Annotated in this window: 1 protein-coding gene; it reads left to right on the forward strand. The window is 64.4% G+C overall.

Annotation, left to right across the window (positions count from 1 at the left end; all coding sequences use genetic code 11):
- Nucleotides 1-521, forward strand: a 521-nt coding sequence (locus SO139_RS46280) for an IS91 family transposase (protein ID WP_474799114.1), incomplete at its 5' end; no start/stop codon positions are given.
- Nucleotides 522-876 lie beyond the last annotated feature (355 nt).

Genomic DNA, 876 nt, shown 5'->3' on the forward strand with positions numbered 1-876 from the left:
AGCGCTTCATCGCCCCGCTGCGGCGTATCAAGTGGCTGGTCTACTGCAAGGCACCGTTCGCAGGGCCAGAGCAGGTGCTGCGCTATCTCTCCCGTTACACCCATCGGGTTGCCATCTCAAACCGCCGCCTCGTTGCAGCCGACAGCGAGGCGATTGCGTTCCGTTGGAAGGACTATCGCGTCAACGGATCCGACCGCTGGAAGACGATGCGGCTTCACCCGCAGGAGTTCATCAGGCGCTTCCTGCTGCACGTGCTGCCCAAGGGCTTCCACCGCATCCGCCACTACGGGCTCTTTGCCTCAACCAACCGCGCCGAAAGCATCGCCACGGCCCGTGCACTCCTCGATGTCGTCCCGCCTGCCGCCGACCCGCAAGAGCAGCCGGATGTTGCGCCGGACACCCCGCGCGTGCTGCCGTACCCATGCCCGTGCTGTGGCGCGCGTATGATCGTCATCGAGACCTTCGCGCCCGGCTGCCAGCCGAGCTGGCGGCCGACACTGATCAGGATCGACACCTCATGAGCCAGACCTCCTGTGAGCGCTGCGGGTTTCCCATTCCAATGCGCTGGCTCCACGCCGGCGGCGCTCTCTCTCCACCCTATAGCATCCATCAGTGCGCGCATCGCGCATCGGTGCGCTCCGAACGCTCGCCCAAACGCCTATTGCACTCTCCTGAACTCCCGTACCTACAGACACGCAGGCCGAATTCCGCCAGCGCCACGTCTATCATCAAGGTCGGCGCCGGCATCAAATCCCCATAGCACTCGCTGCACCGTCGGTGCCCAACTTCCCGCGACTTCGTGCCTTGGCGCTTTTTGGACGCCGGTCAGTTGACCCTGCGGAGCCTCCTTCTTGCCGGCGTCCAAAAACCAGCACA

Source organism: Bradyrhizobium sp. UFLA05-89, from assembly GCF_059803475.1.